The organism is Sphingomonas cellulosilytica (genome assembly GCF_052321755.1).
Lineage (GTDB): Bacteria > Pseudomonadota > Alphaproteobacteria > Sphingomonadales > Sphingomonadaceae > Sphingomonas.
Window position 1 is genome coordinate 344,514 of the sequence record NZ_JBQRTT010000001.1, and the last position, 24,027, is coordinate 368,540.

General features: G+C 68.7%; 18 protein-coding genes. 6 read left to right on the forward strand and 12 right to left on the reverse strand.

Annotated elements, in window-relative coordinates; genetic code table 11:
* Nucleotides 1-2: 2 nt before the first annotated feature.
* From ACTZQ5_RS01600 to ACTZQ5_RS01610, 3 genes are read right to left on the reverse strand one after another with little or no spacing between them, the layout of a single operon-like run.
* Nucleotides 3-866 carry an HpcH/HpaI aldolase/citrate lyase family protein gene (locus ACTZQ5_RS01600; RefSeq protein WP_443583402.1) on the reverse strand — a complete coding sequence of 288 codons (864 nt, stop codon included), beginning with the start codon at nucleotides 864-866 and terminating at the stop codon, nucleotides 3-5.
* A 21-nt stretch (nucleotides 867-887) separates the two neighbouring features.
* Nucleotides 888-3,446 (reverse strand): bifunctional lysylphosphatidylglycerol flippase/synthetase MprF, encoded by a 2,559-nt coding sequence (gene mprF / locus ACTZQ5_RS01605; RefSeq protein WP_443583403.1) that lies wholly within the window; start codon nucleotides 3,444-3,446, stop codon nucleotides 888-890.
* The gene (locus tag ACTZQ5_RS01610) at nucleotides 3,443-4,207 is read right to left on the reverse strand and encodes an AcvB/VirJ family lysyl-phosphatidylglycerol hydrolase (protein WP_443583404.1); all 765 of its coding nucleotides are present in this window, start codon (nucleotides 4,205-4,207) and stop codon (nucleotides 3,443-3,445) included. The genes mprF and ACTZQ5_RS01610 overlap by 4 nt, the downstream gene beginning before the upstream one ends.
* Nucleotides 4,208-4,382: 175 nt before the next feature.
* On the opposite strand from ACTZQ5_RS01610, the gene ACTZQ5_RS01615 reads away from it, so the two are divergent.
* Together ACTZQ5_RS01615 and ACTZQ5_RS01620 are read left to right on the forward strand one after the other, a co-directional pair.
* Complete coding sequence (locus ACTZQ5_RS01615; RefSeq protein ID WP_443583405.1) at nucleotides 4,383-4,694, forward strand: DUF485 domain-containing protein; 312 nt, start codon at nucleotides 4,383-4,385, stop codon at nucleotides 4,692-4,694.
* Nucleotides 4,691-6,388, forward strand: coding sequence for a cation acetate symporter (locus tag ACTZQ5_RS01620; RefSeq protein ID WP_443583406.1), 1,698 nt, complete (start codon nucleotides 4,691-4,693; stop codon nucleotides 6,386-6,388). Before ACTZQ5_RS01615 ends, ACTZQ5_RS01620 begins: the two co-directional genes overlap by 4 nt.
* A gap of 28 nt (nucleotides 6,389-6,416) precedes the next feature.
* On the opposite strand, the gene ACTZQ5_RS01625 is transcribed toward ACTZQ5_RS01620, so the two are convergent.
* The 4 genes from ACTZQ5_RS01625 to ACTZQ5_RS01640 form a co-directional block, all read right to left on the reverse strand.
* A complete protein-coding gene (locus tag ACTZQ5_RS01625) occupies nucleotides 6,417-8,756 on the reverse strand; it encodes a membrane-bound PQQ-dependent dehydrogenase, glucose/quinate/shikimate family (protein WP_443583407.1) in 2,340 nt (779 codons plus the stop codon).
* 146 nt (nucleotides 8,757-8,902) lie between these two features.
* A complete protein-coding gene (locus tag ACTZQ5_RS01630) occupies nucleotides 8,903-10,777 on the reverse strand; it encodes a M61 family metallopeptidase (protein WP_443583408.1) in 1,875 nt (624 codons plus the stop codon).
* A 131-nt stretch (nucleotides 10,778-10,908) separates the two neighbouring features.
* The gene (locus ACTZQ5_RS01635; protein ID WP_443583697.1) at nucleotides 10,909-13,908 is read right to left on the reverse strand and encodes a TonB-dependent receptor domain-containing protein; all 3,000 of its coding nucleotides are present in this window, start codon (nucleotides 13,906-13,908) and stop codon (nucleotides 10,909-10,911) included.
* Nucleotides 13,909-14,168: 260 nt separating this feature from the next.
* Nucleotides 14,169-14,528: a hypothetical protein gene (locus tag ACTZQ5_RS01640; protein WP_443583409.1), complete on the reverse strand. Its 360-nt coding sequence runs from the start codon at nucleotides 14,526-14,528 to the stop codon at nucleotides 14,169-14,171.
* Between the two features lie 122 nt (nucleotides 14,529-14,650).
* Here ACTZQ5_RS01640 and uvrA point away from each other — a divergent pair, with 122 nt between their 5' ends.
* A complete protein-coding gene (gene uvrA / locus ACTZQ5_RS01645; RefSeq protein ID WP_443583410.1) occupies nucleotides 14,651-17,554 on the forward strand; it encodes an excinuclease ABC subunit UvrA in 2,904 nt (967 codons plus the stop codon).
* A gap of 24 nt (nucleotides 17,555-17,578) precedes the next feature.
* Here uvrA and ACTZQ5_RS01650 read toward each other — a convergent pair whose 3' ends face one another.
* Nucleotides 17,579-18,010, reverse strand: coding sequence for a hypothetical protein (locus tag ACTZQ5_RS01650; protein ID WP_443583411.1), 432 nt, complete (start codon nucleotides 18,008-18,010; stop codon nucleotides 17,579-17,581).
* Nucleotides 18,011-18,153: 143 nt separating this feature from the next.
* On the opposite strand from ACTZQ5_RS01650, the gene relB reads away from it, so the two are divergent.
* Nucleotides 18,154-18,330, forward strand: coding sequence for a type II toxin-antitoxin system RelB family antitoxin (gene relB, locus ACTZQ5_RS01655; RefSeq protein WP_443583412.1), 177 nt, complete (start codon nucleotides 18,154-18,156; stop codon nucleotides 18,328-18,330).
* Nucleotides 18,327-18,605 carry a type II toxin-antitoxin system RelE/ParE family toxin gene (locus ACTZQ5_RS01660; RefSeq protein ID WP_443583413.1) on the forward strand — a complete coding sequence of 93 codons (279 nt, stop codon included), beginning with the start codon at nucleotides 18,327-18,329 and terminating at the stop codon, nucleotides 18,603-18,605. Before relB ends, ACTZQ5_RS01660 begins: the two co-directional genes overlap by 4 nt.
* 36 nt (nucleotides 18,606-18,641) lie before the next feature.
* Here the strand turns inward: ACTZQ5_RS01660 and ACTZQ5_RS01665 are convergent, their stop codons facing one another.
* The 4 genes from ACTZQ5_RS01665 to ACTZQ5_RS01680 all read right to left on the reverse strand — a co-directional run bounded on the left by ACTZQ5_RS01665 (nucleotide 18,642) and on the right by ACTZQ5_RS01680 (nucleotide 23,225).
* Complete coding sequence (locus ACTZQ5_RS01665) at nucleotides 18,642-20,210, reverse strand: DUF4139 domain-containing protein (RefSeq protein ID WP_443583414.1); 1,569 nt, start codon at nucleotides 20,208-20,210, stop codon at nucleotides 18,642-18,644.
* Nucleotides 20,210-21,634 (reverse strand): DUF4139 domain-containing protein, encoded by a 1,425-nt coding sequence (locus ACTZQ5_RS01670; RefSeq protein WP_443583415.1) that lies wholly within the window; start codon nucleotides 21,632-21,634, stop codon nucleotides 20,210-20,212. Before ACTZQ5_RS01670 ends, ACTZQ5_RS01665 begins: the two co-directional genes overlap by 1 nt.
* Before the next feature lie 62 nt (nucleotides 21,635-21,696).
* Entirely contained in the window at nucleotides 21,697-22,842 is a 1,146-nt protein-coding gene (locus tag ACTZQ5_RS01675; protein WP_443583416.1) for a glutathionylspermidine synthase family protein, read from the reverse strand.
* On the reverse strand, nucleotides 22,839-23,225 hold the full coding sequence (locus tag ACTZQ5_RS01680) for a hypothetical protein (RefSeq protein WP_443583417.1): 387 nt from the start codon (nucleotides 23,223-23,225) through the stop codon (nucleotides 22,839-22,841). The genes ACTZQ5_RS01675 and ACTZQ5_RS01680 overlap by 4 nt, the downstream gene beginning before the upstream one ends.
* Nucleotides 23,226-23,457: 232 nt before the next feature.
* On the opposite strand from ACTZQ5_RS01680, the gene ACTZQ5_RS01685 reads away from it, so the two are divergent.
* Nucleotides 23,458-23,949, forward strand: coding sequence for a Ros/MucR family transcriptional regulator (locus tag ACTZQ5_RS01685; protein ID WP_443583418.1), 492 nt, complete (start codon nucleotides 23,458-23,460; stop codon nucleotides 23,947-23,949).
* The last annotated feature ends 78 nt before the right edge of the window (nucleotides 23,950-24,027 follow it).

The following is a 24,027-nucleotide window of genomic DNA, read 5'->3' on the forward strand; positions in this document are numbered from 1 at the left end:
GGCTACCCCGCCAGCGCCAGCAAGCGCTCCGCCTCGGCAAGGTGCAGCCGCTCCACCATCGCGCCGTCCAGCCGGATCGCCCCCAGCCCCGCCGCCGCCGGCGCGGCGAATGCGGCCACCACGCCCCGCGCCCAGGCCAGTTCCTCCGCGCTCGGGCCGAAAGCGGCATTGGCGGCATCGATCTGGCCAGGATGGATCAGCGTCTTGCCGTCGAAGCCCAGCATCGCGCCCTGCGCGCATTCCGCCGCCAGCCGCTCCGCATCGCCGATCGCATTGCACACGCCATCGAGCACGACGAGCCCCGCCGCCCGGCCCGCGATGACCAGCTGCGCCAAGGCCGGCACCAGCGGCATGCGATCCGCACCGGGGCGACAGCGCATCTCCTTGGCAAGGTCGTTGGTCCCCGCGATCAGCAGGGTGAGGCCCGTCTCCGCCGCCGCCTCGACGATCTCCGCCAGCCGCAGGATCGCGCCGCACGTCTCGATCATCGCCCAGATCGGCGGTCCATCGGCCCCGAGCAGCCCGCGTAGCGCGACGAGGTCGGCGGCGCATGCCACCTTGGGCAGCACCACGGCATCGACACCCGGTGCATCGGCCAGCGCCGCCGCATCCGCCGCGCCCCATGGCGTATCGAGCGCGTTGATCCGCACCGCGCATGCCCGCGCGCCGAAGCCCTGCGCCGCCGCTGCGATCGCCGCGCCGCGCGCGTCCGCCTTGGCCGCCGGCGCCACCGCATCCTCGAGGTCGAGGATCACCGCGTCGCAGCCCAGCCCCCGCGCCTTGGCCAGCGCGCGCGGGTTGGATGCGGGCATGAACAGCACGCTGCGGCGGCGGGAGGTGGGGCTCGGCTGGGGATCGTCGCTCATCGCTTCGCCTTACCGCGGCGATCAGGCGCTCACCAGCCGGGCAAGGTCGATCAGCGTCCGCGGCATCGCGGCGCCCGGCGGCGTCGCGACATAGCGCGACACCCACGCCGGCGCATATTTCGCCTTGAACGCGCGCAGGCCGGCAAAGCCGTACAGGCGCTCGCCATTGGCGAACAGGGCATGGCCCAGCCGCGCCCATACCGGCGCCAGCCGCCCGCTCGGCATGCCCGACAGCGGCGCCATCCCCAGGTTGAACCGCTCGTATCCGCCGTCGCGCGCCCATTCCATCAGGCGCACCATCATCATCTCCATCGTGCCGTACGGCGCCTCGGGATGGTGCCGCATCAGGTCGACCGACGCTTCCTCGCCGTCGCCCGACGTCCAGATGTTGGCAAAGGCGACCACCCGCCCCTCCACCCGCACCAGCGCGATCGGGAAGCGGGACAGATAGGCGGCATCGAACGCCCCCAGGCTGAACCGTTTCTCGCGCCCCGCCTTGTCGGCCAGCCACGCCGCCGACACCGCCTCCAGCTCGGGGATCAGCGCCGGCACCGCCGCGGCGCCTTCGACCGAAAAGGTCGCACCCGCCGCCTCGCTGCGCCGTACCGCGTGGCGCAGCGACTTCGCCCGCGGTCCGCTCGTGCTGAAATCGGCGAGCGCGACATGCGCCTCCTCGCCGTATTTGATCGCCTGCAATCCCAGTTCGACGAACAGCGGCAGCATCCGCTCGCTCGCCTGGTAGAAGCACAGCCGGCCGGCCCGCGCATCGCAGGCGCGGCGGATGCTCCAGGCAAGCTCGCTCCAGGCGGCGACCGGGCCGACCGGATCGCCCATCACCACCCAGCTCCTGCCCTGCACGCGGTACATCAGAAAGGCATCGCCCGCCGCCGACACGATGAAGCTCTTGTCGCCGGTGAAGGCCAGCGCCGCATCGGTGCGCGGGCTCGCCGCCAGTGCCGTGGCGATCACCGCCTCGGGCGGCAGCGCATCGGGCACCGATCGGGTGCGGCTGGCGGTGAGCAGCTGCCACGCCGATGCCGCGGTCAACAGCACGCCCGCCGCGAAGCTCGCCCGCAGGAAGCGCGGCGCATTGCCGTCGAGCGCGAACCGCCACCACAGATCGTCGCTGTACGGCGTCCGCTTGTAGGCGAAGAAGCCGGCCCAGATGCTCAGCGCAAGCGCCGCGGCGGCGGCGACCAGCCACGGCCAGCGCGGCCGGTCGGTCAGGATGCCGCCTTCGCGATAGAAACTCGCCCGGCAATATTGCAGCACGGCGGCGACGATCAGCTGGAGCGAGGCCTCCTCGTAATCCAGCCCCTTCAGCAGCGAGAACACCGCACCGCCGACCAGCAGCAGCCGCGCCGCCGCGAAGCCGGATCGCAGCCGCGCGTTCAGCGCCGGCGCGACCAGCAGCATCGCGGTGCCGATCAGGCTGCCCGCCATGTGCGATCCCTCGATGAACGGCAGCGGCAGCATATCGTCGAGGTCGGACAGGCGATCCTTCACCCCCGGCAGCGCACCCGACACCAGCAGCACGAAACCGGCGACGAACACCAGCACCGTCACGGCGCTCGGCGCCAGCCACTGGCCGGCGCGATCGACGTAGGACAGGCCGCGGCGGATCGGATGGCGCAGGCGCCACCCCTCCGCCGCCGCGATGCCGATCGCGGCGATCAGCAACGGCAACAGGTAATAGATCAGCCGGTACAGCAGCAGCGCCGCGAACAGCGCCGGCCGGTCGCCCGGCACCGTCGCCAGCACCACCGTCTCGAACACCCCCAGCCCGCCCGGCACATGCAGCAGCAACGCGACCACCACCGCCACCGCATAGGCGACGACGAACGCCGGAAAGGCGTGGGCCGACACCGCCGGCGTCAGCACGAACAACGCCGCCGAAGCGGCGGTCAGGTCCGCCAGCGACAGCGCGGCGAGCGCCGTCATCTGCGGCAGGCTCGGCAGGGCGACGCGCAGCCGCTCCGGCCCCAGCGAGCGGTAGCCGCACGCGCGCAGCACCGGCAGCACGGCGAGCAGTACCAGCAACCCGGCGCCGACCGCGCGGGCGATGGCGGCATCGAGCACCACCGGCCCCAGCGCCACCGCGCCGCCCGTCACCAGGCCGATCCCCGCCGCCCCGGCGACTCCCGCCCAGAAGGCGAGGCCGCAGATCGCCGCCACCTGCGCCACCTCGCCGAAGCCGAGGCCGGCGGCACCGTAAAGGCGCAGCCGCGCCGATCCGCCGGTGAGCAGCGACAGGCCCAGATTGTGGCTGAGCGTATAGCTGGTGAACGACCCCGCCGCCGCGATCCGCCACGGCAGCGGCCGGCCGACGACCCGCAGCGCGACCCAGTCGAGCCCGGTCAGCAACAGATAGCTGGTGGCGGTGAGCCCCACTGCCGCCGCGATCCGCGTCGCATCCACGGCATGCAGCGCCGCGCGCACGTCGCGCAGGTGCACCTCGCGCAGCACCAGCCGCAGCGCTTCGAAGCCGAACGCGGCGACCAGCAGCACCGCCGCGACCGTCAGGCTGCGGCGATACCGCGCCGCCAGCATCAGCGCCGCATCGATCCGCCCCGTCGTCACGCTCGCCCCCTCGCGGTCGCGAAGGCGTCCGGCGCGTCCCGCCGGATTGCCGCCATCACCGCCGCCGCCAGCGCGTCGTAATCATCGTCGAGGAAATGGCCGCCGGGCATCGCGATCACTTGTGCGTGCGGCTGGTGGAGCGCGGGGCAGGCGCTGTCCGTCTCCTGCCGGCCATAGATGCAGGTGAGCGGCGTCCACGTCAGCCGCGCGAGCGTCCGCGCCGCCAGGCTGTCCGGCGTGCCGCGATAGGCGATGCCGGACGGGTCGGCGCGAAAGAACACGGTGCGGCCCGGCACGATGAGCACCACGCCCGCGACATGCGCCCGCAATGCGGCCGGCAGCCCGGCGAGCCCCGTCTGCAGGACGTCGGCACCATAGGATTGCCCCACCAGCACCAGCCGCTGCCGGTGCGTCCGCACCAGCGCATCGGCCACGCGGTCGGCGATGATCCGCTCCACCTCGGCCAGCGTCCGCTGCGTGCCGAACAGGCCGGGCGTGCTGACCGCGACCACCGGCAGCCCCGCCGCGGCCAGCGCACGCGGCGTGTGCGGATTGGGTCCGAAGCGCAGTCCCATATCGCCCGACAGGTACAGCACGCCCAGGTCGCGCGGCGGCGCGGTCGGCGCCACCATCTCCACCGGGTCCGTGGCGAAGAAGCCGGCCAGCGCGGCGACACCGGCGATCGCCAGCAGCACGCCGGCCGCGATGCCGCCGATCCACGCCAGCCGACGCCGCGACAATCGGTGCGAATGCAATGCCATGGCTGACGCCATGCGCCGCCGCCGCTGTCCCGCGGATGGCGCGGCCATGAACTTTTCGTCACGCGGGCGATCGTGTTCCGCCCCATCGCCCCCTCTCGCGTGCCTCTTGCGCGCGGAGCATCTTGCGCCATGATACCGCTATCGATCCGCGAGCGATCGCACCGGGGAGGGGCCAATGACCGACGCAGAGCTTCAGCGGATCGCCGACGATCCACGCTATCGGCAACTGGTGCGCGCGCGCGGGCGGTTCGGCTGGCTGCTGTCGGCGATCATGTTCGCGGCCTATGTCGGCTTCATCCTGCTGGTGGCATTCGACAAGGCGTTCCTGGCGCAGCCGATCGCCGCGGGCGGTGTCACCTCGCTCGGCATCCTCATCGGCTTCGGGCTGATCCTGCTCGCGATCCTGCTCACCGGCCTCTACGTCCTGCGCGCCAATCGCGACTATGATGCCGCGCTCGCCACCCTGCGTGCGGAGCATGGCGCGTGAGGCGCTGGCTGCTCGCAGGCCCTTGCGCGCTGCTCGCCACCCCGGCCTGTGCCGATGCCATCGCCGGGCAGACCCGGCAGCAACCGACCAACTGGACCGCGATCGCGATGTTCGCCGCCTTCGCCCTGTTCACGCTCGGCATCACCCGCTGGGCGGCGCGGCGGACGCGCACCGCGGCCGATTTCTACACCGCGGGCGGCGGCATCAGCGGCTTCCAGAACGGCCTTGCCATCGCCGGCGACTACATGTCGGCGGCGAGCTTCCTCGGCATCTCGGCGCAGATCTTCGCCGATGGCTATGACGGGCTCATTTATTCGATCGGCTTTCTCGTCGGCTGGCCGATCATCCTGTTCCTGATGGCCGAACGGCTGCGCAACCTCGGCAAATACACCTTTGCCGACGTCGCCGCCTTCCGCTTCGCGCAAGGTCCGGTGCGCAGCTTCGCGGCGACCAGCACGCTCGTCGTCGTCCTCTTCTATCTCATCGCGCAGATGGTCGGTGCGGGGCAGCTCATCAAACTGCTGTTCGGCCTGCGCTACGAATATGCGGTCGGCATCGTCGGCGTGCTGATGACGCTCTACGTCCTGTTCGGCGGGATGACCGCGACCACCTGGGTGCAGATCGTCAAGGCGGTGCTGCTGCTCGGCAGCGCCACCTTCATGGCGCTGATGGTACTCGGCCACTTCGGCTTCTCGCCCGAGGCGCTGTTCGCCCGCGCCGTGGCGGTCAAGACCGATCTTGCCGCCGCCTCCGGCCTCGCACCGGCGCAGGCGGCGGCCAAGGGCGGCTCGATCATGGGACCGGGCAATTTCATCAAGGACCCGGTGTCGGCGATCTCCTTCGGCCTTGCCCTGATGTTCGGCACCGCCGGGCTGCCGCACATCCTGATGCGCTTCTTCACCGTGCCCAACGCCAAGGCGGCGCGCACGTCCGTGCTGTGGGCGACCGGCTGGATCGGCTATTTCTACCTGCTCACCTTCATCATCGGCTTCGGCGCGATCGTGCTGGTGGCGACCGATCCGGGCTATCTCGATGCCGGTGGCACGCTGGTCGGCGGCAGCAATATGGCCGCAATCCACCTCGCCCACGCAGTCGGCGGCAACCTGTTCCTCGGCTTCATCTCAGCAGTCGCCTTCGCGACGATCCTCGCCGTCGTCGCGGGGCTGACGCTGTCGGGCGCCTCCGCGGTCAGCCACGACCTCTACGCAACGGTGTTCCGCAAGGGCCAGGCGGACAGCGCAGCCGAACTCGCCGTCTCGCGGCGCACCGTGCTGGTGCTGGCGGCGGTGGCGATCCTGCTCGGCATCGTGTTCGAAAAGCAGAACGTCGCCTTCATGGTCAGCCTCGCCTTCGCGATCGCCGCCTCGGGCAATTTCCCGGTGCTGATCCTGTCGCTGCTCTGGCCGGGCTGTACGACGCGCGGTGTGGTCGCGGGCGGTACGCTCGGCCTCGTGCTGGCGGTGGTGCTGACGGTGCTGTCGCCGGCGGTGTGGGTGACGATCCTCGGCCACCCCGCCGCGATCTTCCCCTATTCCTCGCCGGCGATCGTCTCGATGCCGCTCGCCTTCCTGACCATCTGGCTGGTGTCGCTCCTCGACCGCTCGCCGCGTGCCGCGGTCGACCGGGGCGGCTATGCCGCACAGCGTATTCGGGCGGAGACGGGGATCGGCGCATCGGGAACGTCGGCGCACTGACGCTCCCTTCCGTCATCCGGAACGCACGCTACCTCGGCAGTGCATAGGCGATCACCGAATCGCCCAGCTTGGTGCCCAGCGAGCCATGGCCGCCGGCGACGACGACCACGAACTGCCGCCCGCTCGCTGCCGACCGGTACGACATCGGCGTCGCCTGTCCGCCGGCCGGCAGCCGTGCGCGCCACAGCACCTTGCCGGTCCGCGTGTCATAGGCGCGGACATAATTGTCGATCGCCGCCGCCATGAACGCGACGCCGCCCGCCGTCGTCATCGGCCCGCCGAGCGAGGGCACGCCCAGCTTGAAGGGCAAGGGCAGGATCGTCTCGTCGCGGATCGTGCCGTTCTTGTGCTCCCACACCTTTTTACCGGTCGTCAGGTCGATGCCGGCGACATAGCCCCAGGGCGGCTGCTGGCACGGCAATCCGGCGAACGACAGGAACGGGTTCATGTCCACCGCGAACGGGGCGCCGGTATTGGGGTTGTAGCCCTGCTCGTCCGACCCGCGGCGATCCGATCCGCCCGCCGGGCCGCGTTCATTCGCGCCGCCGGTATCGTCCTGGCGCGGCACCAGCCGGTCGACGAAGGCGACGTAGTTGGGATGCGCGAAGATCACCTGCCGCACGGGGTCGATCGATATGCCGCCCCAGTCCATCACCCCGAAATTGCCTGGGAAGACCAGCGAACCGCGCAGCGACGGCGGCGTGAACGCGCCCTTATAGTCCAGTGAGCGGAAGCGGATGCGGCACCACAATTGGTCCAGCATCGTCGTTCCCCACATATCCTTCTCGCGCGCCGGGGCCGGCATCAGCGAGATGGCCGAGAACGGCTGGGTCGGCGCCGTATGATCGCCGGGGGCCGCGCCGGACGGCACCGGCCGCTCGGGCGCAGGGAAGATCGGCTGTCCGGTGCGCCGGTCGAGCACGAACAGATTGCCCGTCTTGGTCGATTGCACCAGCGCCGGCACCCGCCCGCGGCCCGGCAGGTTGAGGTCGACCAGCGCGGGCTGCGCCGGTACGTCCATGTCCCACAGGTCGTGGTGCACCGTCTGATAGACCCAGCGCGGGCGCCCGGTGGCGATGTCCAGCGCCAGCACCGATGTCGCGAAGCGCTCGGTCGTCGCGGGCCGGTTGCCACCCCATTGGTCGACAGCCCCCATCCCCATCGGCAGGTAGACGAGGCCCAGCGCCTCGTCCGCCGCGGGCGTCGACCAGCTGTTGGGCGACGACGGGGTATAATGCCGGCCTGCGCCCAGCGGGGCGGTGTCGGTCGGATTGCCGGGATCGAAATTCCACACCAGCCGCCCGGTCGCCGCGTCATAGCCGCGGATCACGCCCGAGGGCACCTTGGTGGCGATATTGTCGAACACCGCGCCGCCGGTGACGACCAGTCCGCGCGCGACCAGCGGCGCCGAGGTCACCTGATACCAGCCCTGGTTGTAATGCGGCTGGCCCGGCAGCAGGCTCACCGTCCCGCCCTGCCCGAAGCTGCGGCACAGCGCACCGGTACGCGGGTTCAGCGCGATCAGCCGCGAATCGTTGGTGGCCAGGAAGATGCGCTGCGGACACTCGCCGAGCGGCGCACTGCCGCCCCGCCCATCCCAATAGGATACGCCGCGGCAGGTCAGGTGCTGCATGTTCTTGGACGAGGTGGCGATCCTGGGGTCGAACCGCCAGCGTTCGCGCCCGGTTTCGGCATCGACGGCGATCACCCAGTTATGCGGCGTGCACAGGTAGACGGTGTCGCCGACCTTGATCGGCGTCATCTCATAGGTCGTCTCGCCCGGATCGCCCTCACGCTTCACGTCGCCGGTCTGCAACTGCCAGGCGACCTTCAGATCGCCGACATTGGCGGGCGTGATCTGCGCCAGCGGCGAGAATTTGTCGCCGCGCCAGCTGCGCGCATAGGCGTGCCAATCGTCATCGGGCACGCCGCCGGCATTGGCGACCAGCGCATTGCGCGGCCCCGGCAGGGTGCCGTCGAGATTGTGCACGTCGCGCGCCAGTGACACCGCGCCGAACACCGCCGCCAGCGCCAGCGTAGCGGTCAGCGGCCCGGCGACCTGCGCCCAGCGCCCCCTCGGCACCAGGCGCCGCACCGTCCAGGGCAGTGCGAGCAGGGCGCCGAAGATGAAGATCAGGTCGCCGCGCGGCACCAGCGGCCACCAGTCCGCGCCGATCTCCACCCAGGCCCAGATCACCGTTCCCAGCACCAGCGCGGCGAACAGGTGCAGCGCCGCCGCCCGCCGCCCCCACAGCAGCACCGCCGTCGCCAGCATCGCCAGTCCGGCCACCGCATAGAACAGGCTGCCGCCCAGCACCGCCAGCCACGCGCCACCGGCGAGGTTGAGGGCACCGACCGCCCCGATCACGACGGCAAGGATATGGGGCCATCGGGCCGGATGGCGAACGTGGGTCATGCAGCGGCTCCGACTTCGAACTGTCCGAATACCGCCGCGGCGCAGCAATGTTCCGTTACACTGATCCAGGATGGCGTATTTTCAGCGGGATGCGCTCCTCACTCGCCCAGCCATGCCTTGCGGAACGCCAGCTGTCGTGGCGTCACCGTCGCCCCCGCCGTTTCGCTGCGCACGATCTCCACCGTCGGATCGGCAGCGAAGCGCAGCGTCGCCTCGCGTTGGTTGCCCCGCTGCATCCAGCGCAGCGTGACGCGGTCGTTGGGCTTGTGGCCGTCCAGTGCCGCCGTGTCGCCGACCGGCTTGCCATCGACGCTCAGCAGCGTGTCGCCGCGTTCCAGCCCCGCGAGATACGCCGGCGTACCCGGCGCCGGCGCCTCGGCGACCGTCACCGTGCCCCCCCCTGCCTGCAGGTTCAGCCCCAGCCAGCCGCTCGCCGCATCCGCCGGACGCAGCGTCAGCCCCGCCTGCGCGAGCAGCGGCGCGTAATCGGGCAGGCCGCTCGCATGCACGCTGGCGTCGAAGAACGCCTTGGCGAAGGCGGGATCGCGCGTCACCTCGGCCAGGCCCCGCTCCAGGTCGGCGGGGGTGTAGGGCCGCTCGGTATCGCCGCGCGTCTCCCACAGGTGGCGCATGTAGCTGTCGAGCGAGAGGCCGGGATAACGCTGCCGCAATTGCAGGTCGAGCGCCAGCGCCACCACCGCGCCATAGGGGTAATAGGAGATGAAGATGTTGGGGTTGGTCTGATCGATCGCCTTGGCCGCATCGACAAACGGCGCGCGCAGGCTCATCTCCTCCGGCCCGCCATACCGCCGCCCGGCGCGGTTCAGCACATAGTCCAGCGTGCCGCCCAGGCTGGCCAGATAGGCATCCACGCTCATCTCGCCGGCGCGGCGGATCATCAGCGGCCCGTAATATTGCGTGAAGCCTTCGGCGAACCACAGGCTGGGGGTGGGATTGGCGCGGGTGAAGTCGAACGGCTCGAGCTCGGCGGGGCGCAGCCGCTCGACGTTCCAGCTATGCACGAATTCATGGGACAGCGTGTTGATCTGCGCGAACTTGGCGTCGGCGAGGCTGCGTTTGTCGGTGATGATCGTGGAATTGCGATGCTCCATGCCATCGCCCGCGATCTGCGGCATGTAATCGGCGATGAAGGTATAGGTGCCGTAATCGTAGCGCGGCGCGCGGCCGAACAGGCGGTAATGCTGCGCGATGACCCGCTTCACCTTGGCCGTATAGGTATCGAGGTCCGCGTCCGTGCCGGTATGATGCACCGCCAGCCGCACCACGTAGCGCTTGCCGGTCGGATCGGTGACCGGCCATTCGCGCGTCGCGAAGTCGCTGATCTCCGTCGGGCTATCCATGAAATATTGCAGGTTGGGCGCCCAATAGGTGTCGGTCCCCTTCGCCGCCGGCAATTGCGTCGCGATCCGCCATTTGGGATCGTAGGGGCGGAAGCGAACGCGGATCGCCTTGTCGTCATACCCGGTCGCCCACAGGAAGGTCGCCGGCATGTTGAGATGCGCGTGGGTGGTGTCGATCTGCGCATAGGTGCCATCGCCCCAGTCGCCGAACAGCGTGTAGGTGACGACGACGGTGCCATCGTGCCCGGCGACGCTCCAGCCGTACGGATCGGTGCGGGTCAGCGCCAGCGGCCGCCCGCGCCCGTCCTTCGCCGACACCGCATAGACGTTCTTGGCGAATTCGTGGATCGCGTAGCGGCCGGGCGATGACCGTGCCATCTGCACGCGCAGCGGCCCCGCCGGCACGCCGCGGAACGTGGCGGTCACCTGCGCCTCGTGATGCACCGCATTGGGGAAGGACACGTCATACTGCACCGGCGCCGCCGCGCCGGGGTCCTGCGCCTGCTGCGCGCGCAGCGCCGCCGCCGCCAGGTCCCCGGCCGTCTGTGCCGCGGCGGGCGACCCCGCCATCAGCACCAGCATCCCCGCCGTCGTCGTCCAGATCGTCCGCATATCCCGCCCTTCGCCTCTTGCCGGCGACAATGCCTCCGCCGCCCCGGCAGTGGCAACCGCTCCCACCGGGCGAGCTCCAAAAAAAGGGCGGCCCGAAGGCCGCCCCAGGATGATCGAAACTGCGGAGAGCCTCAGAACTTGAAGTTCGCACCCGCGCTGAAATTGCGGCCGACGAGGCCCGCATAATGCCAGCTGCTCAGATAGTTCGGGTTGCTGGTATAAGCGCCCGCCGCGAGCGGCGCGCGTGCATTGGTGAGGTTCTGCACGTTGATGAAGAAACGGAACTGATCGTTCACCTGCACACCGGCGTTCAGATCGACGTAGATGAACGGACGCACGTAGCACTGGCTGTCACCGGTCTGGCCGGGCGACAGCGAGTTCTTGCACGACAGGTCGATAGCACCGGTGGTCTTGTCGGGCGTGATCTCGTCCGCTGCGACCTGCTTGATGCGCCCGACGTAATAGGTCGTCGCGGTCAGCGAGTAGGGACCGACCTCCAGCGAGTTCTGCCAGTTGCCACGGATCCGCGGCGTGCCGCCACCCGACGACAGCTCGTACGGACCAAGCGTACCGGCATACTTCTGCACCACGCGCACACCGGCTGCCGTCTGCGTCACCAGATCGAAGCGCAGCACGTCGGTCACGTCGAGACGGCTCGTGAAGCGCACGTCCTCGCTGATCGGAACCCGTGCGCTCGCCTGGAAGTCCAGGCCCGAACTCACCTCATAATTGGCATTCACATAGGGAACGGTGAACACCAGCAAGCGCGGCAGCGCATTGGGGTTGGACGGATCGACCGAGTCGATGACGTTGCAATTGTAGCCCGTGCCCACCGCAGCAAGCGCGGCGCAACCCGCGGCAGACGTGGTCTGGCCGTAATAGGCCGCGATGGCGTCGGCACGTTGCGGTCCACTGACGATCAGGTTCGACTTCTTGATGTTGTAATAGTCGACCGACAGGCTGAACCACCTGGTCGGCTGGAAGATCGTGCCGAGCGTCACGCTGCGCGACACCTCCGGGTTGACGTTCGGGTTGCCGGTCGCACCACTGCCGATGTTGTAGCTGGTCGTATACGACGGATTGCCCGGATGCGCGTTCACGAAGCTGGCCGGCGGGGTGAACGACGAGAAGCCGGCATAGCTGCTGCCCGGGTTGCTCTCGGCGAACGTCGGCGCACGGAAGCCCTCCGCGTAGGTTCCACGGAACGAGATCTGCTCGATCGGCGAGAACTTGATGCCGACCTTCGGCGAGAAGTGGTTGTAGCCTTCCGAGTAATGATCGTACCGGCCCGACACGTTGACGTCGAGTTCCTTGATGATCGGCGCATCGATCTCGAAGAAGCCGGCGGTCACCGTATGGCGACCCGTGGCCGACGAGGTGTTGAGCGCGTAGAAGTTCAGGCCCGCATTCTGGTTGCGGTTGAGCAGCGTCTCGCGACGCACCTGACCGCCGATCGCCACGTTAAAGTCGCCGCCGGGCAGCGCGAACAGCGCCTTGGTGATCGAGCCGTCGAGCGCCGCGGTCGTCGAATACGACTTGGTGGTGACGTTGGGCGAGATCTGGTTGCGGACCGCCGCCGTGTTGAGGGACGGGTTGACGAAATTGTAGGCGCCCGTGTTGATCGCGCTCAGCAGACCCTGGATGTTCAGGAAGCCGCGTTGCGTGACGCTGAAGTCGTCGCGGGCATAGACGCCATCGACGCGGAAGTTGAACCCGTCGCCGAACGTGCCCGATACCCCTGCCGTCGAGCGATAGACGTTGACGTAGCGGTCGCTGCCACCCGGGATGTCGCCGAACAGATAGAAGATGCGCGCCGCGCCCTGGCTGGGGTTGGCGGCGAAGGCGGCCGCATAGGGATTGTTCGGGTTGAGCTGGCGCCCCGCCGCGCCCGGCGTCGCGCAATTGACGCCGGAGGTGCAGATGTAGACCGGCAGCACGATTCCGGGATTGCTCGACGCGAGCGAGGCCGAGCCGCCGAACGGCTGCGTCTGGCGGATGTTGGACGGAGCGCCGGTGATGCTCACTTCAGAGCGCGAGAAGCTGCCAGTCGCATAGGCCTCGATCGTGTCGCTGAGGCGGACGCTCAGGCGACCGGTTGCCGAATAGCGCTGCTGGCGCGGCTGGATGATATTGTATTCGTCGGGAATGTTGTGCGCGCAGCCCGTGCCCTGTGCCGCACCGCTGGTCACCGTAAAGGTGCCGTAAGGGCAGCTGGTCGGGTTGAGCAACTGATACTGCGGCGTGATCGGCGTGCCGACACCGCCGGCGAGCGGGTTGTTGAGGTCGCTCTGCGTGACGCGGGTCACCACCGCCTGCGGGTTCGACGTGGTCAGCGAATCGTCATTGCGATTGCGGTCGGTCAAGCCGCTCGGACGCAGGTCCAGCGTGTTGAACGGATAACCGCGCGAGTGGTTGGTGATGTAACCGTCGTAGGTGTATTCACCGTTGAGGTAGAAGTTCCAGCCCTGCTGCTGATAGTCGCCGTAACCGGCGGTCAGCGTCGCGCGATAATGCGAACCGTCGCCCTGCTCGGTCGCGCCGCCTTGTGCCGAGCCTTCCAGGCCCTTGAAATGCTTCCTCGTGATGAGGTTGACGACGCCGCCGATCGCATCGGCGCCATAGGTCGAGGACGCACCGTCCTTCAGCACTTCGACACGGTCGACGATGCTGAAGGGGATCGAATTGAGGTCGACATAGGCGTTGTGACCGTCGTCGTTCAGCGGGAAGTTCGCCGAGCGCAGGCCGTCGATCAGGACCACTGTCGACGACACGCCCAGACCACGCAGCGACACCGCCGCACCGCCGGCCGAGAAACCGTTGCGAAACCCGGTCGAGATCGACCCCGCGCTATCCGCCGACACCGAACGGATCGCGTCGTTTACGGTAGTGATATTGGCGCGTTGCAGCGTCTCGGTCGTCAGCACCGTCAGCGGGGACAGCGAGGTCGCGTTCGAGTTGCGGAACAGCGTTCCGGTGACGACGATGTCGCCGCCCTGCGCGTTTTCGCCCTGATCGGACTGGCCCTGCGTCGTCGTCGGTGCAGCCGACTGCTGGTCGATTTCCAGCTGCGCCGGCGACTTGGTCTGCTCGGGCGTCGTCTGGGCGAACGCCGGCAGCGCGGTCAATGCCATGGCAAACGGCGTGGCAGCAGCAAGAAGCGCAGCCTTGCGCGTCGAACGGAGCGTCTTGGTCACCTGATCTTTTCCCCCGTGACGGCCGCCCTTTGCGGCCGCTCACGTCGAGCGGCACATGCCGTCCGACCCAGTCAGGGTGTATAACCTGCCCATTTCTGTAAAGAGTGGGCGGTGACGCTTACGTCATTTCAGAAAGATTGCGTTGCAATTCAGACACAATGCGGGTGCTTTGTTGTCCTTTTAATTGCGGCAGTCTTTCATACCTTCTTTGCACCGAACAGCCGCCCCAGCATTGCTTCCGCCGCCTTGCCCACCGCTTCGGCGATCGCCTGCGGATCGGGTTGCGTCTGCGTGCCCTGCGGCGGCACCGGAGCGTCCGGCGCCCGCGGCGCCTCGGGTGGTTCGGCGGCCGCGGCCGGTTCGCGCTTCGCGCGGCCCTTCGCCACGGCGGCGGTGGCTGCCGCCGCCGCCATCGTCAGCCCGGCCGCCAGCATCTCGCGCCCCTGCGGGCTGTTCGCCTTTTGGAGCAGCGCGCCGCCCACTTCGCGCACCTCCTTGGGCAGCTTCACGCCCAGCACTTCCTTGGGGAGTTTCGCCTTCTTGTGCTTCTTGCCCACGCCATCGCCTCCAGCCTGTGTACCAGCAAGGTAAGACACCACCCGGAAGCTTTCAATGTGCCTCGGGCGTTCCTACTTGCCAGGACTAGCCTCCGTTACAGAACAGAAGTAGAACCAGCCCCATGCTGACCAAGATAAGCGTCCGCGGCGCGCGCGAGCACAACCTCAAGGACGTCGACGTCGACATCCCCCGCGACACGCTGACGGTCATCACCGGCCTGTCCGGCTCGGGCAAGTCGTCCCTCGCCTTCGACACCATCTACGCCGAGGGGCAGCGCCGCTATGTCGAATCGCTGTCGGCCTATGCGCGCCAGTTCCTGGAGCTGATGCAGAAGCCGGACGTCGATCATATCGACGGCCTGTCCCCGGCGATCTCGATCGAGCAGAAGACGACGAGCCGCAACCCGCGCTCGACCGTCGCGACGGTCACCGAGATCTACGATTACATGCGCCTGCTCTGGGCGCGCGTCGGCATCCCCTATTCGCCGACCACGGGCGAGCCGATCGCCGCGCAGACCGTCAGCCAGATGGTCGATCGCGTCATGGCGCTGCCCGAGGGCACGCGCCTCTACCTGCTCGCCCCCGTCGTGCGCGGTCGCAAGGGCGAATATCGCAAAGAGCTCGCCGAATGGCAGAAGGCGGGCTTCACCCGCGTCCGCATCGACGGCGAGATCCACGAGATCGACGAGGCGCCGGCGCTCGACAAGAAGTTCAAGCACGACATCGAGGTGGTGGTCGACCGCCTGGTGGTGCGTGAGGATATCGCGACGCGCCTCGCCGAAAGCTTCGAGACCGCATTGAAGCTCGCCGAGGGCCTCGCCTATGTCGATCCCGCCGACCCGGTCGAGCCGCACACCCCCAAATCGGAGGTACTCGGCGACAACGCGCCCGCCGGCCGCATCGTCTTTTCGGAAAAATTCGCCTGCCCGATCAGCGGCTTCACCATCGCCGAGATCGAGCCGCGGCTGTTCAGCTTCAACGCGCCGCAGGGCGCCTGCCCGGCCTGCGATGGCCTGGGCGAGAAGCTGCTGTTCGACGAGGATCTCGTCGTCCCCAATCACGAACTCAGCATCAAGAAGGGCGCGGTCGTCCCCTGGGCCAAGTCCAATCCGCCCAGCCCCTATTACATGCAGGTGCTGGGCAGCCTCGCGCGCGAATTCGGCTTCAGCCTCGACACCGCCTGGGGATCGCTCGATGCCAAGGTGCAGGAGACGATCCTCCACGGCACCAAGGGCAAGGCCGTCACCCTCACCTTCGTCGACGGCAAGAAGAGCTACGACGTCAAGAAGCCGTTCGAGGGGGTGATCGGCAACCTCAACCGCCGCCTGCTCCAGACCGAGAGCGCCTGGATGCGCGAGGAATTGGGCAAATACCAGTCGTCGCGCCCCTGCGAGGTCTGCCACGGCGCGCGCCTCAAGCCGGAGGCGCTGGCGGTGAAGGTGGCGATGCGCGACATCGCCTATGCGACGCACCTGTCGGTGGTCGATGCGCTCGCCTTCTTCACCGATCTTCCCAACCACCTGGGCGACCAGCAGCGCGCGATCGCCGAGCGGATCCTCAAGGAGATCGTCGAGCGGCTAGGCTTCCTCAACAACGTCGGCCTCGACTACCTCAACCTCGACCGGACCAGCGGCACGCTGTCGGGCGGCGAAAGCCAGCGCATCCGCTTGGCGAGCCAGATCGGCAGCGGCCTGTCGGGCGTCCTGTACGTGCTCGACGAACCCTCGATCGGCCTGCACCAGCGCGACAACGACATGCTGCTCGCCACGCTCCGCCGCCTGCGCGACCTCGGCAACACCGTGCTGGTGGTCGAGCATGACGAGGATGCGATCCGCACCGCCGATTACGTCATCGACATGGGGCCGGGCGCCGGCGTCCACGGCGGCCAGATCGTCGCGCAGGGCACGCTCAAGCAATTGCTCAAGAGCAAGACCAGCATCACCGCCGACTACCTCAACGGCACCCGCGAGGTGCCGGTGCCGGCCAAGCGCCGCAAGGGCAACGGCAAGCAGCTGACCGTCCACAACGCGCGCGCCAACAACCTGACCGGCGTCACCGCCTCGATCCCGCTCGGCACCTTCACCTGCATCACCGGCGTGTCGGGTTCGGGCAAGTCGAGCTTCACCATCGACACGCTCTACGCCGCCGCCGCGCGTACGCTGAACGGCGCACGCATCCTCGCTGGCAAGCACGACAAGGTCACCGGGCTGCAACACCTCGACAAGGTGATCGACATCGACCAGTCGCCGATCGGCCGCACCCCGCGGTCGAATCCAGCGACCTATACCGGCAGCTTCACCCAGATCCGCGACTGGTTCGCCGGCCTGCCGGAGGCGCAGGCGCGCGGCTACAAGCCCGGCCGCTTCAGCTTCAACGTCAAGGGCGGCCGCTGCGAGGCGTGCCAGGGCGACGGCGTGCTCAAGATCGAGATGCACTTCCTCCCCGACGTCTACGTCACCTGCGACGTCTGCCACGGCGCCCGCTACAATCGCGAGACGCTGGAGGTGAAGTTCAAGGGCAAGAGCATCGCCGACGTGCTCGACATGACGGTCGAGGATGCCGCGGAGTTCTTCAAGGCCGTGCCGCCGATCCGCGACAAGATGGAGATGCTGGTCGAGGTCGGCCTCGGCTACGTCAAGGTCGGCCAGCAGGCGACCACCCTGTCGGGCGGCGAGGCGCAGCGCGTCAAGCTCGCCAAGGAACTCTCCCGCCGCGCCACCGGCAACACGCTCTACATCCTCGACGAGCCGACCACCGGCCTGCATTTCGAGGACGTGCGCAAATTGCTCGAGGTGCTGCATGCGCTGGTCGAACAGGGCAACACCGTGGTGGTGATCGAACACAATCTCGACGTCATCAAGACCGCCGACTGGATCGTCGACCTGGGGCCGGAAGGCGGCGTGAAGGGCGGCGAGATCGTCGCGACCGGCACGCCCGAGACGGTGGTGCAGGAACCGCGCAGCTTCACCGGCCGGTATCTCGCCCCGCTGCTCGACAAGGGCGCGTCGGCCCAGGCGGCGGAATAGCGGGTCCCCGGCAGCGCCGGGGACTCACAGCCAGCCGCAATCCTTGTCCCGCGCCTTGTCCTCGATGCGCGCGGTCTGGGCATCGCCAGCCTCGCGCAATTGCCGTGCGAGGTGGCGGCGGGCGATCGCATCCGGCGCGATGCGTCGCCGCCGTGCGGTCAGCGCGGCGAGGCTCTCGTTGGTCGGCGTGATGCCGACGCTGCGCATGATGCCCTGCAATCCCGATCGCGCCATCGTGCCGCGCGGGCTCGGTTTGCCGTCGGGCAGCGGCGGCGCCTGGATCTCGCGCCAGAACGCATCGTACATCCACCGCTCGCCGCTGCCGCAGGCGTAGAGATACGCCAGCGCGAACCGCAACGCGAAGGTCGGCCGCACCGGCCCGGCATCGGCCTCCTCCGCCGCTTCGTCCACGGCGCAGAGCGCTTTCCACAGCAGCTGTTCGCGAACCTTGCTCATGATTCGCCAGAACGTATAGAGAACAAAGGGAATTGCCCAGTCCCGCTGTGCACCGTCTCACCGGACGAAAGGTCGCCAGGCCGGTATCCGAAGCCGCCCGCCCCACGCTTCCAACCGCCGGTCGAGCACGCTATCTTGCGTGCATGGTCGAGCTAACCCCCATCGAGTCGGAATTCGCCACCAGCGAAGATGCCGCCGCCTATGATGCCTGGTTCCGCGCCAAGGTCGAACGCGCTATGGCATCCACCGCCCCCTGCATCCCGCACGATCAGGTCATGGCGGAAATGTGGGCTATCATCGAGCGTGCCAAGTCCAAGTGACATTTTCAGTTACTTGGCGTCCGGAAGCGCGCGAAGACCTGCATCAGCTCACCAGCTTCATCGCCGATCGCAACCCTGTTGCTGCCACGAAGATCGGTCATGCGCTCCAGCATGCCGCCGATCGCCTGCCCGATCATCCCTATATCCACCGGCCCGGCCGCGTGCCCGGCACGCGCGAGGCGATCGTGCACCCCAATTACATTCTCGTCTATCGGGTCGCCGCCGATGTGATCGAGATCCTGACGGTGCTCCACGCCCGCCAGCGATATCCCTGACCTCCACCGCGGCCGCCTCGCCCGCGCCGGCAGCGCTCACTCATACCGATAGGTCAGGCTCGCCGTGTCGCCCGGTGCGACGCGCACCTGCCATGTCTGCACCCCATCCACTTCGGTCAGGGCATCGCCGGGTGCCGTCACCTTCTGCCCCGCCCGGCCGATCGGCAGTTCCACCGCCACCGCAAAGGGATTGGCGTTGCTCACCGTCAGCACCATCCCCTTGGCGCCTTCGCTGCGCTGATCGACCAGCACCTGGCTGCTCGTGCCGGCACCGATCCGCACCCGCTGGCCGATCGCATGATCGGTCATCGTGCCGGTGCCGAGCAGCAGCCCGTCGCCGATCGCCGGCGTACGCCCGCTGCGCCCCGCATAGAGCGCGGTCGTCCCCGCCGGCAGCGGCAGGCCGAGCCCGGCATCCTTGACGTTGCGCAGCACCAGCACCACGCCCGTCGGCACCGCCGTCATCGTCTGCCCGGGATAGACCGGGCGCCGATACCGCCGCTCGAACGGCACGCCATCCGCCATCAGCAGCGCCACCTGCTTCTGCGCATTCGGCGCCACCGTCACCGCGCGCGGCACCGAATAGAGCTTCAGGTCGCCCAGATCCTCCGGCGGCGGCGGAGGTGGTGGCGGCGGCGGGGCCGGCGGCGCGGCCACGGGCATCAGCATTGCCGACGCCATCACCCGCGATCCCGTGACGACGATCTCGTCCGCCATCTCGAACGCCTCGTCGCGCAGGTCCGATGTCGTCGTGCCCAGCGGATAGCAGCGCAGCGACAGCGCGCCCGCCGGCCGCATCCAGTCATAGGTCGCCTGCCGGTTGAGCCGCCCCGCCACCGCCTTCACGTTCGCCCTGGCGAATGTTTCGGGGTTGGCATTGGCGAGCGTCAGCCAGGCGAACAGGTCGAGCTTGCCCTGCCCGCCATTTGCACCCGCTCGCACCGTCGCCACATAGCTTGCCGCCCAGTCGAACCCGTTGGCCAGATAAGACAGGGTGACCGTCACCGTGCGAGCCGACGGCGTATCGGTGGTGACGCTCAGCACCGGCTTCGCCGACAGGCCGGCGGGCACGCCGCGATAGCCGAGCGCTTCCGGCAGACCCGAACAGCGCAACGTCTCGATGCCCGCCGCCGTCTTCAGCACCACGCCCGGCTGCGGCCCCGCGACGATGGTCGCCGTCTCGCTCGTTCGCTTGCCGGTGGCGCGATCGGTGCGGGTCAGCGTCACCTGCCGCCCGAGGGTGCCGTCGACCAGCGACGCGGGCGACAGCAGCCGCGCATCGCGGTTCTTTTCCACCGTGCCGCCGGGCAGCCCCTCGATGATCGCGCTGACCGGCACGATCCCTTCCGCCACGCCCTCGAACCGCAGGGTCGCCCGCCCCTTGGGCAGGCGCACGATGCGGGTTTCGGTGACCAGCGCAAAGCCGCGCAGCCAGCGCAGGTCCATCGCCTCGTAGCGGCCGCGGGCGGGATTGCGATACACCGTCACCGCCACGTCGCGCGGCTTTGGCGAGGTCACCACCACCGCCTCCTGCGCACGGACCGGCAGCGCGGCCGGAGCGGCGGCGAGCACCAGCGCCGCCGCCAGCTGCCCCAGCCGGCGCATCAGTAGCGCGTGTCGAAGGTCGCCGTGACGATCGCCGAGCCGTTAGCCGGCACCGGCACCTGCCACACCGCGCGCCCCGCCTCCGGCCGATCGCTCTTGCGGCTTTCGTCGACCACGCGCGTATCGGCCCAGTCCAGGCCGCCCTGCACCAGTTCCACCGTCACCGGCACCGCGCGGGCGTTGGTGAGCGTATAGCGCATCGCGGTCCGCCAGCGGTCGCCGCTCATCCGCGTGCGGCTGACGACCACCGGCTGCACCTTCACGTCGAAGGCATCGCCGGTGGCGAGCGCGATTTCCGATCCCTGCGGCGTATGGTCGATGCGGTTCTCGCCGGTGAACTGCGGCTGGCCGCGCGCATCGCGAACGTAGACGCGCACCGTGCCGGCGGGCAACGCGTCACCCAGCCCCGCCGCGCCCGAGTTCGAGAAGCGCAGCACGCTCGCCGCGCTGCGTGGTTCGTCCGCGGTGCCGAGCCAGCCGTTTTCGAACCGGTAACCGGATCGGGCGGCCGCGCCCTTCACGTCGAGGAAGCTCACCTGCTTGGTCTGCTTGTCGGCGATCGTCGTGCGGCCGGGAAGCGGGTAGAGGTAGAAATCGCCCAGTTGCTCGCGATTGGCGCTTTCGGTGCCGGCGCGCACGGTCCGCCCCAGCCGGCGCGGCGGCCGCGGCCGATAGCCGGTCTGTTCGCCGTCGTCGCTCGCCACCTCGCCCGCGACCAACAGGGTGCGCGCGTTGTCGAAGGTCGTGCCGCTGGTGTTCTTGAGCGTCACCCAGCCCTGCACGTCCACCTTGCCGCTCTTGTCGTCGAACAGCGCGACGTAGTCCGCGCTCCAGCCGAGGCCGCGGCTGAGGTAGGACAGGGTCGCCGGGCGCGTGCCGGCGCGGCTGCTGTCGAGCGTCACCGACAATGTCGGCCGCGCCCGCAACGAGGCGGGCACGCGATCGAAGATCGCACGCACCGGCAGGCCGTCGTCGCGCAGCACCTCGATCCGGTCGCCGATCTGCAACACCACGCCGCCGTTCACCGCCAGCACCTTGGCCCGTTCGCGCGTCTCGGCGCCCGTCGCGGGGTTGGTGCGCAGCAGGGTGATCGTCTCCCCCACCGCCTTTTCCATCAGGCTCGACGGGCTGAGCAGATCGTAATCGAAATTCTGTTCGACGATCGCGGCGTCCGCCACTCCGAGCGACACGGTTTCGGGGCGGATGCTCGCGCTGACATCGGGAAAGTCCTGCCGCACCTGCCCGCGGCCGAGCGTGAGCTGGCGCACATCCTGGATCAGCGCGATGTCGTTGGTGTAGATCGTCGCCGACACGTCACCCTGCGCGCTGCGTCCGGCGGGAACCCCGGCTTGCGGCAGCGCATCCTGCGCCGGTGCTGCGCCCGACAGGCCGAGTGCCGCCAGTCCGATGATCGCCGTCCGCATGCTGCCTCTCCCCCATTATGCCGTCGGTTGTGCCGGTCCCCCGCCCGCTTGGCAACGCCGCATTACCCCTCGATGACGTGCGGCACGAAGCGCGCGGTATTGCCGGTGATGAGGCCGTCTTCGCGGATGCCGATGCCGGCGGGCGCGCCGTCGACGATCCAGCTGCCGATCACCGGGAAGCACCCGGGTGCCGCCTCCGGCAAGGGATAGATCGCCTGATAGACATAGCCTTCCTCGCCATAGTCGCCCGGCGTTTCGGCGACGATCTCGCCCGCCCGCCGGATCGAGACGTTGGCGCCCTCGCGCGACAGCAGCGGCTTGGCGACGGCATCGCCGTCCGGGATCGCAAAGCTTGCCGGCAGCAGATTGGGGTGATCGGGAAACAGGTCCCACAACACGGCGAGTACGCCCTTGTTGCTCCAGATCATCTTCCACACCGGCTCCAGCCACAAGGTGCCGCGCGACAGGCTTTCGAGCAGCACGTCGGCGAACGCCTCGTTGGCCAGCCATTCCCATGGATAGAGCTTGAAGATCGCCGCGATCGCCGCATCTTCGCCATCGACGAAGCACCGCCGCTGGTGATGCCAGCCGATCGCATCGATCAGCACCGGCGCAGTGGCGATGCCGGCAGCCTCCGCCGTGTCGCGCAGATAGGCGGTGGTGACCGCATCCTCGCCCGCCTCCTCCGCGGCATGGGCGAAGTGCAGCGTCGCGGGCAGGTGCGGCGTCAGGTCGCGCCATTTGGCGACCAGCGCGTCGTGCAGGCCGTTATATTGATCGAGATGCGGGAAGCATTGCTCCTTCCAGCTCCACTGGATCACCGCCGCCTCCAGCAGGGCGGTCGGCGTGTCGCAGTTGAATTCGAACAGCTTGGGCGGCCCCGCACCGTCATAGCCCAGGTCGAACCGGCCGAAGTTGAGCGCAGGCGGCTCCGCGTCCCAGGCGGTGCGGATCGCGTCGTGGAACGGGCGCGGGATGCCGAACCGGCGCAGCAGCCCCGCATCGGCGACGATCGCCTCGCCGGCCGCGAGGAACAGGCGATAGAGTTCGGCCGTCGCCGCCTCGATCTCGCCGATCTCGGCGGCGGTGAAGCGATAGCAGGCGGCCTCGTTCCAATAAGGCGCGCCATCGGCGGTATGCCAGATCAGGCCTTCGCGCTCGACGATCCCCTGCCAGTCCGGGCGCGGCACCATCGGCGTGCGGATCACGCGCGCGCTCCGCCGAAGCTGCGCGCCGACGCACCGAAGCCGCCGCGGCTGATCGCGCCCGCCCGCGTGACGTTGGTGGCACGCGGCGCAAAGCCATAGCTGCGCCCCGGCGCCCGGTTGTAGGATCCGCCCGCGACCCGCTCGCCATAGGGCGGGATGATCGCGCTGCGCGCGAGGAAGTACCACAGGAACGGGCTGGCGCCGGCATGGTTGCCGGCATGCGCCTGTCGCCGGCACTGATCGTCGGCGACGCGATTGCCCGCGCGGTCGGTGCACACCGCGGTGTCGCGCTGCGCCGTCCAGCCATCCGCCTGCGGACGATCGCACCCGCTCGCCAGCAGCGCGGCGGCCAAGCCGGTCGTCAGTCTCAGATCACGCTTCATGTCCCCTCCCTGCCGCCCTGGCGCGGCATCGGTCCGGTGACCTTACGCCGGGTCGCCGGCGCGACAAAGGACTATCGCAGGATGATGTCGGACCGACCCAGCTCTTGGCAAAATGGCATCCTTGCGTTCCTATGCTGCGGCTTTTCTTTGTCACATCGACAATTGTCGGCATTCGCAGGGTTGACGCCCGCTTGATCGTGATTACGGCAGGATTTGGTCAAAGGAGCAAACTATGTCTGATGAAACATCCGAACTGAACGCGGTCGAACTCGCCACCGAACTGACGATTGCTTGGCTCGGCAACCCCAACACCCGGACTTCGGCCGATGAGGTTCCCGGCTTTCTGGGCAAGATGCACGACACCGTGTCTGCACTGCTTGGCGCGACCGGCCCGACGGTGGAAGCACCGGCAGCGACCGAATATACGCCCGCCGTCTCGGCCCGCAAATCGCTGTCGTCGAAGGATCACATCATCTCGCTGATCGACGGCAAGCCGTACAAGACCTTGCGCCGCCACCTCGCGACTCATGGCCTTACCCCGGCGGAGTATCGCGAACGCTATGGCCTGAAGGCCGATTACCCGATGGTCGCCGAAAACTATTCGGAAAGCCGCCGCGCGATGGCGAAGAAGATCGGCCTCGGCCGCAAGCCCGGCGCGCGCAAGGGCGACGGCGGCAACGCAGCCGCCCGCCGCGGCCGCAAGGCGGAAACCGCGGAGGCATAAGCAGGGGGCAAGCGGGGCCGGCGTCGCACGGCCTCGCCCACAGCACGAAAGTCGCGCGGATGGTCATCATCCGTGCGA